We start from the raw sequence: 7,862 nt of genomic DNA, 5'->3' as shown, positions 1-7,862 counted from the left end.
GACGCCGGATAGATTTAAGCAAGCCAACCACAACACCCGAAATCAAGGTTGCAAAAAAGGGGGTGACCATAGATTTTCTTTGAGATATCCAGGATGTTCTTGGCTGAATAGAAAAATAACCCGGCCTTGTCAAAGAACGGGTTATTCCTTCATTAGCACAACATATCAATAAACCTGTAATTAGCCGGGTAATTTATCGGCTAGAACCATACTTTCTTATTGATAATATAGGTCTGCTCAAATTCTTCATCCGACTTGGAGATATAAACAACAAATTCGATGAAGGCAATGATCCCGATAACAACCGACGGCAAACCAAGCAGAATGAAACCAAGTAGAAATATCAGCAGCATGATCACACCTTGTTTGGTGTAACCCAGGTAGAACTTGTGAGCACCGAAAGCGCCCAGGAAAAATGCAAACAGCGCAGCTGCGACCTTCTTGGAAGAACCAGCATTAGAGGCTATGGCATAGATGGCTTTTGCATGCTCGCCTTCAATAGAAAAATCAACTTTCAAGCCACTCTTCGGGAGCTGATTCCCTTTCCATTCAATAATGTCAAACTGATATCTATTACTATCATCCCCAGAAATCAAACCAGTACGAGCTGATTCATTAAAATCAATAACCGTGCCTTTCATTATTATCTGTCCTTTAGCAATAAGAGGATAAAGACCCGGTATGAGCAGGTCTATTGCGTTTGACAGGCTACAACAACAAAGGCTCATTTGAAACAAAAATTCATTTATGAATACTTGTATTCTATCAACCCATTCAAGCCTCTTTCTTATACCTGTATCGCCCCCATCAACCGATGGGCCGTACCAGGGCGGGTTGGTGGGGATCACTGAGGCGCTCGGCCAGATAGTCCACCAGCAGCCGCACCTTGGGGGAGAGGTGGCGGTTGTGGGGATAGAGAGCCCAGATCCCCTCCGCCGGCGCCCGCAGCTCCGGCAGCAGCTCGATAAGCTCCCCCCGGGCCAGGTGGTCGCTGACGTAGTAGTCCGGCAGCTGGATGATGCCGATCCCCTTGAGGGCCGCATCCAGCAGGGCGTGACCGCTGTTGCACTGCAGCAGGCCGTGGACCCGCACGCTGTGGGGCTTGTCGTTCAGGGTGAAGTGCCACTCGTCGCTGTTGCCCACCAGACAAGTGTGACGGGCAAGTTCGGAGAGGCTGTTGGGCATGCCATGGCGGGCGGTGTAGGCCGGGGAGGCGCACACATAGGGCACCCGCTGCGCCAGCTTGCGCGCCACTAGGCTGGAGTCCTTGAGGTGACCGAGGCGGATCGCCAGATCGAACCCCTCGTGCACCAGGTCCAGCAGCTGATTGGTGAGGTTGAGGGTCACCTCCAGCTGGGGGAAGCGCACCATGAAGTCGTTCACCAGGGGGGCGATGCGGCTCTCGCCGTAGGAGACGGGGGCCGTGATGCGCAAGGATCCTTGCGGCACCGCCTGATGGCGCCCCACCGCCAGCTCCGCCTCGTAGAGGTTGTCGAGCAGCTGGCGGCAGTGGCGAAAATAGATCTCCCCGAGCTCGGTGAGCCGCACCTGGCGGGTGGTGCGCAGCAGCAACTTGGCCTGCAGCCTGTCCTCCAGCTGCGCCACCTGGCGGCTCACCTGGGCCACCGAGACCCCCAGCTTGCGCGCGGCCGGGGTAAAGCCCCCCTGCTCCGCCACGCTGACAAATTCACAGACCCCTTCCCAGCCGAACATTATTACCCATGCGTAAAAGTGATTTCAGATTTCACCTTATTATCACCAAATCGGCGGGAAACTACACTGGATCTCCGAACTCATTTCCGTTCATCCAACCACTACGAGGACGTCATTCATGGCACAGGTTCAAAGCATCAAGTGTAAGGCCGCCATCGCCTGGGGACCGGGCCAGCCCCTCTCCATCGAAGAGGTCGAGGTCATGCCGCCCCAGGCCGGTGAAGTGCGGGTGCGGATCGTCGCGACCGGCGTCTGCCACACCGATGCCTTCACCCTGTCCGGCGAAGATCCGGAAGGGGTCTTCCCCTGCATCCTGGGCCACGAGGGTGGCGGCATCGTCGAATCCGTCGGCGAGGGCGTCACCAGCGTCAAGGTGGGCGATCACGTGATCCCGCTCTACACCCCCGAGTGCGGCGAGTGCAAGTTCTGCAAGTCCGGCAAGACCAACCTGTGCCAGAAGATCCGTGCCACCCAGGGCAAGGGGCTGATGCCGGACGGCACCACCCGCTTCTCCAAGGACGGCCAGCCCATCTATCACTACATGGGCACCTCCACCTTCAGCGAATACACTGTGCTGCCGGAGATCTCCATCGCCAAGGTGGACCCGGCCGCCCCCCTGGAAGAGGTCTGCCTGCTGGGCTGCGGCGTCACCACCGGCATCGGCGCCGTGATGAACACCGCCAAGGTCAAGGAGGGTGAGAGCGTCGCCATCTTCGGGCTGGGGGGGATCGGCCTCTCCGCCATCATAGGCGCGCGCCTGGCCAAGGCCGGCCGCATCATCGCCATCGACATCAACGAGAGCAAGTTCGAGCTGGCCCGCAAGCTGGGCGCCACCGACTGCATCAACCCGAACACGTTCGACAAGCCCATCCAGGAGGTGATCGTCGAGATGACCGATGGCGGCGTCGACTTCTCCTTCGAGTGCATCGGCAACGTCAAGGTGATGCGCGCGGCGCTGGAGTGCTGCCACAAGGGCTGGGGCGAATCCGTCATCATCGGTGTGGCCGGTGCGGGCCAGGAGATCAGCACCCGTCCGTTCCAGCTGGTCACCGGCCGGGTGTGGCGCGGCAGCGCCTTCGGCGGCGTGCGCGGTCGCAGCGAGCTGCCGAGCTACGTGCAGCGCTACATGCAGGGTGAGTTCAAGCTGGACGACTTCATCACCCACACCATGCCGCTCGAGCAGATCAACGAGGCGTTCGATCTGATGCACGAAGGCAAGAGCATCCGCACCGTCATCCACTACTGATCCCATAAGCGCCCCGCCCATCGATACATGGGCGGGGCAAGGAGTCCTTACATGAATCTGGACATCATCAGCAGCAACAAGAGCTTCGGCGGCTGGCACAAGCAGTATCGCCACCGCTCCAATGTGCTGGGGTGCGAGATGCGCTTCGCCATCTACCTGCCGCCCCAGGCCCTCACCGGCCAGAAAGTGCCGGTGCTCTACTGGCTCTCCGGTCTCACCTGCACCGACGAGAACTTCATGCAAAAAGCCGGGGCCCAGCGCATCGCCGCCGAGCTCGGCATCGCTCTGGTGGCGCCGGACACCAGCCCCCGCGGTGAAGGGGTGGCGGACGATCCCGGCTATGACCTCGGCATGGGGGCGGGTTTCTACGTCAACGCCACCCAGCATCCCTGGCGCGACCACTACCAGATGTACGACTACGTCACCCGGGAGCTGCCCGATCTCATCGAGACCCACTTCCCGGTCTCGACGAGGCGCGCCATCAGCGGCCACTCCATGGGGGGCCACGGGGCCCTCATCGCCGCCCTGCGCGAGCCCGGTCGCTACCGTTCGGTGTCGGCCTTCAGCCCCATCAGCCACCCGAGCCGCTGCCCCTGGGGCCAGAAGGCCCTCGGCGCCTACCTCGGCAACAACCCCTTGCTGTGGCAGGAGTGGGATGCCTGCCAGCTGCTGCGCCATCACGACAGCCCGCCTCTGCCGACCCTGGTAGACGTGGGGCTGGACGACCCCTTCCTGACCGAACAGCTCGGCATCGACACCCTGGCCGAAGTGGCCGCCACCCGGGCGTGGCCCCTGACGCTCAACCGCCATGCCGGCTACGACCACAGCTATTACTTCGTGGCGAGCTTCATCGAGGCACACCTGCGCTTTCACGCCAACCACCTGGGCGAACCGGCCTGAGGCTGATCCGCTCGTGGCCGCCCCGTCAGCGGGCGGCCATTCACCCGGAAACAGGAGACAAGGATGCCTCTCTTCACCACATTGCTGGCCATGCCTGATCAGTTCGAGCGGCTGCTGGCACAGGTCCCCACCGACCGTCTGGACTGGGAACCCGCCAACTGGGCCGGGATCCCCTCCGAGCGTTTCAGTGCCAGGGGGCACCTCTGCCACCTGCTGGACATCGAGGTGCTGGGCTATCAGGTGCGGTTTCGTCGCACCCTGGCGGAGAGCCGGCCGGAACTCGCCTCCCTCGATGGCTATCAGGTGCGGTTTCGTCGCACCCTGGCGGAGAGCCGGCCGGAACTCGCCTCCCTCGATGGCTATCAGCTGGCGCTGGACCATGATTACCCCCGGCAGGATACCGCCACGCAGCTCGACCGGTTTCGCACCGCCCGCCTGCAGACCGTCGAATGGCTGAAGACGGTACCGTCCGACGCCTGGCAGCGCCGCGCCCGCTATGGCGGCTATGGGGAGGTGACCCTGGACGGTCTGGTGCGCCTGCTCGTCAGCCATGACCACCAGCACCTCGCCGGCATGCAGTGGCTGCTGATGCGCCTGAACGCCGATCTGGGCCTCGCACTCCCCCTCGAGTGAGGCGTCGCTCAACAGTGTCGTATCCTGCAAAAAAGGCCCCGAGGGGCCTTTTTCATTGTTGCGGTGATGGGATCAGCTCCCCAACCGGCTCACCTGACCCGAGCCCGCGATCTCGCTGGTCAGCGCTGGGCTGCCCCAGTAGTTGACCGCACCGGCTCCGGCGATCTCTATCTTGAGCCGCGACCGGGCACGCACCTCGACCTCGCCACTGCCGGCGATGCTCACCTCGACCTCCTCGCTGGCGATCCCGGCCCCCTTGACGCCACCGGCGCCGGCGATGTTCAGCGCCATCACCCGGGCGGAGCCCTGCCCCAGATCCAGGTTGCCCAGCCCGGCGATGTTGCCCTCCAGCCGATCCAGCGTCAGCCCGCTGGCGACGATGTCCCCCGTGCCCGCCAGGGAGAGCACCAGATCATCCCCCTTGAAGTCGCGCAAGGCGCCGTTGCCAACCCCCGCCAGTGCCAACTCGTGCAGCGTCGGCAGGGTGATGGTGATCTCCAGCGGCTGGGTGGGGTCGAGCCGGTAGCCATCCTTGACCTCGATCTCCAGCCTCTCCCCCTTCTCGGTGAGCACCAGATAGGGCAGCAGGTTGGCCTCCCCCTTGACCCTGAGGGTGTGGCTCTCTCCGGCCACCAGGTACAGGTTGGCGGGCACGCCCGCCAGCACCCGGGTCACCTCATGCCCCAGGGGATGCTGCTGCTCCACCACGGCCCCCTCCCCGCGCACCTTGACGTCATCCTGCCAGCTGCATCCGGTCAGTCCCAGGGCCAGCACCACTCCCAGCATCCATTTCATCCCGCTACTCCTCGTTTCCTCTTTGCCGCACGGCGCGGCAGGTGAGTGGCAATCAGCAAACCCTGTGCCATATAGCTAACATCATGATTTATCTATCCATTTCAATATTTAGAGGCTCGAAGGGTCCATAACAAAGAGTCATTCAGACCACAATCTGGTCAATCTGACCACACCCGAAGGGGGGTGTTGACCCATTTTTTTGGTTGCCGCCCCGGTTCGTTGAGCCAATAGTGATACCTGGTGCGTATAGAGCACTCCATCGCTGCTTCACCCGCCAGAATCAACAAGGAGTCAGAGCGTGACCCAAGCCAGCCACTCATTCGTCCATCCGGGCCTGCCTGCCCCCACCCGCACCCCGCTGCTGACCGGCGACGATCCCGACCACAAGCGCCGCGAGCTGCTCGCCTACTTCTGCCAGACCTTCGATCTCTACGACTCGCTGTTCGACTGCCTGGCCGACGAGCGGGCCTGGTTCAACAAGGCGATCCCCCTGCGCCACCCGCTCATCTTCTACTACGGCCATACCGCCGCCTTCTTCGTCAACAAGCTGCTGGCGGCCCGTCTCATCGAGGGTCGCATCGACCCCCGCATCGAGGCCCTGGTCGCCATCGGGGTGGACGAGATGAGCTGGGACGATCTGGACGAAACCCACTACGACTGGCCCACGGTGGCCGAACTGCGCGCCTACCGCGGCCGGGTGCGCGCCCTGGTGTGTGATTTCATCGAGCGAATGCCGATTGAGCTGCCCATCCATTGGCAAAGCCCAGCCTGGGTCATCCTGATGGGCATAGAGCACGAGCGCATTCACCTCGAGACCTCCAGTGTGCTGATCCGCCAGCTGCCCCTGGCCTGGGTGCGCAGCCAGCCCCAGTGGCCGGTCTGCCCCGAGGCGCGCCACGATCTCGCCGCCGTCCCCGTCAACACCCTGCTGCCGGTGGCCGGCGGCCAGGTGCGCCTCGGCAAGCAGGATGCCACCTACGGCTGGGACAACGAATACGGCGAGCGCCACATCGAGCTGGCCCCCTTCCAGGCCAGCCGCATGCTGGTGAGCAACGCCGAATACCTGGCCTTCGTGCAGGCGGGCGGATATGAAGCGCCCGCCTGGTGGGACGACGAGGGCCGGGGCTGGCGCCAGTATGCCAACGCCCGCATGCCCACCTTCTGGGTCGGCGATCCCAATGAACCCGAGCAGTTGCAACTGCGGCTGATGACCGAGCAGGTCCCCATGCCCTGGGACTGGCCGGTGGAGGTGAACCAGCTGGAGGCCGCCGCCTTCTGCCGCTGGAAGGCGGATCAGACCGGCCTGCCCGTCCAGTTGCCAAGCGAGGGGGAGTGGATGCTGCTGCGGGAGCAACTGGCCGGCGATCAGCCGGACTGGATGGAGGCCCCCGGCAACATCAACCTGGCCCGCTTCGCCTCCTCCTGCCCGGTGGATGCCTGCCCCCAGGGCAGCTTCTTCGATCTGGTGGGCAACGTCTGGCAGTGGACCAGCACCGCCATCGACGGCTTCGAGGGGTTCAAGGTGCACCCCCTCTACGACGACTTCTCCACCCCCACCTTCGACGGCAAGCACACCCTCATCAAGGGCGGGAGCTGGATCAGCACCGGCAACGAGGCGCTCAAGTCCTCCCGCTACGCCTTCCGTCGCCACTTCTTCCAGCACGCGGGCTTCCGCTACCTGGTCTCACGCTATCAGGAGCCCGTCATCGTGAACCCTTATGAAACCGACACGCTCGTCGCTCAGTACCTCGACTTCCAGTACGGCCCGAGCCACTTCGGGGTCGCCAACTACGCCGAGGCTCTGGCCGGTCTTGCCAGCGAGCTCTGCGGCCGCCATGAGCGGGCGCTGGATATCGGCTGCGCCACCGGCCGCGCCAGCTTCGAACTGGCTCGCCGCTTCGCCCACGTGGACGGGGTGGACTACTCGGCCCGCTTCATCGACGTGGCCCTGACCCTGGCAAGACAGGACAGCTTCCGCTATGCGGTGCCGGTGGAAGGGGATCTGGTGGAATATTGCGAGGCGCGCCTCTCCCGCCACGAGCTCGGTCGCGAGCAGAGCGAGCGGGTCCACTTCAGCCAGGGGGATGCCTGCAACCTCAAGCCCAAGTACGGCGACTACGATCTGGTGCTCGCCTCCAACCTCATCGACCGACTGCGGGAGCCCGCCCGCTTCCTGCGGGACATTGCTCCGCGCCTTCGCAGCGGCGGCCTGCTGGTGCTCACCAGCCCCTACACCTGGCTGACCGACTACACCCCCAAGGCCAACTGGCTCGGCGGCATCCGGGAAAACGGCGAGGCCCTCGGCACCTATCAGGCGCTGCAACGGCTGCTGGCGGAGGAGTTCGAGGAGCACATGCCCCCGAGGGACGTCCCCTTCGTCATCCGCGAGACCGCCCGCAAGTACCAGCACACGGTGGCTCAGCTCACCGTCTGGCGCAAACGCTGACGAGGCGGCAAACGCTGACGAGGCGGCAAACGAAAGAGGGAGGCCCACTGGCCTTAATGCCGATCAGTTAAGGATCCATTGACCGATCCTCAGGCTGTGTAAGAATCCGAAACTCCTTGTTGGGTTTCG

At 63.1% G+C, this 7,862-nt stretch carries 7 protein-coding genes; 4 read left to right on the top strand and 3 right to left on the bottom strand.

The features are described 5' to 3' along the window. Window positions 1-200: 200 nt before the first annotated feature. A complete protein-coding gene (locus PG892_RS20495) occupies window positions 201-641 on the bottom strand; it encodes a TM2 domain-containing protein (RefSeq protein ID WP_033131364.1) in 441 nt (146 codons plus the stop codon). A gap of 166 nt (window positions 642-807) precedes the next feature. Continuing rightward, window positions 808-1,713 (bottom strand): LysR substrate-binding domain-containing protein, encoded by a 906-nt coding sequence (locus tag PG892_RS20490; protein ID WP_210557647.1) that lies wholly within the window; start codon window positions 1,711-1,713, stop codon window positions 808-810. Between the two features lie 118 nt (window positions 1,714-1,831). Between PG892_RS20490 and PG892_RS20485 the strand changes: the two genes are divergently transcribed. From PG892_RS20485 to PG892_RS20475, 3 genes are all read left to right on the top strand, one after another. Further along, on the top strand, window positions 1,832-2,959 hold the full coding sequence (locus PG892_RS20485; protein ID WP_010672469.1) for an S-(hydroxymethyl)glutathione dehydrogenase/class III alcohol dehydrogenase: 1,128 nt from the start codon (window positions 1,832-1,834) through the stop codon (window positions 2,957-2,959). A gap of 51 nt (window positions 2,960-3,010) precedes the next feature. Next, window positions 3,011-3,859: an S-formylglutathione hydrolase gene (gene fghA, locus PG892_RS20480; protein WP_210557645.1), complete on the top strand. Its 849-nt coding sequence runs from the start codon at window positions 3,011-3,013 to the stop codon at window positions 3,857-3,859. Between the two features lie 63 nt (window positions 3,860-3,922). After that, window positions 3,923-4,492 carry a DinB family protein gene (locus PG892_RS20475; RefSeq protein WP_210557643.1) on the top strand — a complete coding sequence of 190 codons (570 nt, stop codon included), beginning with the start codon at window positions 3,923-3,925 and terminating at the stop codon, window positions 4,490-4,492. A gap of 72 nt (window positions 4,493-4,564) precedes the next feature. Here the strand turns inward: PG892_RS20475 and PG892_RS20470 are convergent, their stop codons facing one another. Continuing rightward, window positions 4,565-5,287: a GIN domain-containing protein gene (locus tag PG892_RS20470; protein WP_210557641.1), complete on the bottom strand. Its 723-nt coding sequence runs from the start codon at window positions 5,285-5,287 to the stop codon at window positions 4,565-4,567. A 298-nt stretch (window positions 5,288-5,585) separates the two neighbouring features. Between PG892_RS20470 and ovoA the strand changes: the two genes are divergently transcribed. After that, entirely contained in the window at window positions 5,586-7,733 is a 2,148-nt protein-coding gene (gene ovoA / locus PG892_RS20465) for a 5-histidylcysteine sulfoxide synthase (protein WP_210557639.1), read from the top strand. Window positions 7,734-7,862: the final 129 nt, after the last annotated feature.

This window comes from Aeromonas sp. QDB68, from assembly GCF_027707405.1.
In the GTDB taxonomy this organism is placed as follows: Bacteria; Pseudomonadota; Gammaproteobacteria; order Enterobacterales; family Aeromonadaceae; genus Aeromonas; species Aeromonas caviae.
Note: the sequence above shows the minus strand (reverse complement) of the source record. Positions and strands in the feature narration are given on the sequence as shown.

Bases quoted from the DNA above. Each gene is read 5' to 3' on its own strand.
- PG892_RS20495 (WP_033131364.1), bottom strand. From the start codon at position 641: ATGAAAGGCACGGTTATTGATTTTAATGAATCAGCTCGTACTGGTTTG.
- PG892_RS20490 (WP_210557647.1), bottom strand. From the start codon at position 1,713: ATGTTCGGCTGGGAAGGGGTCTGTGAATTTGTCAGCGTGGCGGAGCAG.
- PG892_RS20485 (WP_010672469.1), top strand. From the start codon at position 1,832: ATGGCACAGGTTCAAAGCATCAAGTGTAAGGCCGCCATCGCCTGGGGA.
- fghA (WP_210557645.1), top strand. From the start codon at position 3,011: ATGAATCTGGACATCATCAGCAGCAACAAGAGCTTCGGCGGCTGGCAC.
- PG892_RS20475 (WP_210557643.1), top strand. From the start codon at position 3,923: ATGCCTCTCTTCACCACATTGCTGGCCATGCCTGATCAGTTCGAGCGG.
- PG892_RS20470 (WP_210557641.1), bottom strand. From the start codon at position 5,287: ATGAAATGGATGCTGGGAGTGGTGCTGGCCCTGGGACTGACCGGATGC.